The 616-nt window shown below is 57.1% G+C and carries 1 protein-coding gene; it reads right to left on the bottom strand.

The features are described 5' to 3' along the window. Positions 1-113: 113 nt before the first annotated feature. On the bottom strand, positions 114-488 hold the full coding sequence (locus H0X91_RS34705; RefSeq protein WP_196433823.1) for an antitoxin Xre-like helix-turn-helix domain-containing protein: 375 nt from the start codon (positions 486-488) through the stop codon (positions 114-116). Positions 489-616: the final 128 nt, after the last annotated feature.

Genomic DNA, 616 nt, shown 5'->3' with positions numbered 1-616 from the left:
GCAATTTCCGCTTCCGCGAAGCCGATCTGCCTCTTCATCGTCGTGGGTCCGTTCCGTGAGCTGTCTTCTAAACGTCCTCGGCTACGTCTGCGATGACCGCCGAGCCGAATAAATCAGCGTTTCCTTAGACCCACGTTAAGAGGTTTTCGTCCTTCGAGCAGCGGGTGAGGCGCTCCGAGAAACAAACGCGCATCCTCCCGGTTTCCCCAAACGTGAGAGGCGGTCGCGACGACGCGCGCGAGCCGCTCGGTCTTTTCAGATTCGTCGCGTGTGAGCCGAGCACGACGTCGCTTGTAGGTCGCTGCGGGGACGATTTGCGTGAGCAATGCGTGTTGTGCTTCAGCGCCGCTGGTTGCGTACTCAACGCAAGTACGCAGTGCAGACTTGGGGAGCCCTTCTTGGACTCGTGCTTCCAGTTCAGCCAAAGTACGTGGGACAGGGTTCAACGCCATTACTTCGGCGATCGCTTCAGGCGATACCAGTTGCATAGTGTAGTGGTCTAATGAATCCGGACACTGATTTAGGCGAGAATGGTCGCCATGAAGAGGTGTCTGATGAGCAAGCAACGACGTACGTTTTCCCCGGAGTTCAAACAGCAAGCCGCCTGTCTGGTGCT

Origin of the sequence: Burkholderia sp. 9777_1386 (assembly GCF_015712265.1) — a bacterium.
GTDB lineage: Bacteria > Pseudomonadota > Gammaproteobacteria > Burkholderiales > Burkholderiaceae > Burkholderia > Burkholderia cenocepacia.
Note: the sequence above shows the minus strand (reverse complement) of the source record. Positions and strands in the feature narration are given on the sequence as shown.

Bases quoted from the DNA above. Each gene is read 5' to 3' on its own strand.
- H0X91_RS34705 (WP_196433823.1), bottom strand. From the start codon at position 488: ATGCAACTGGTATCGCCTGAAGCGATCGCCGAAGTAATGGCGTTGAAC.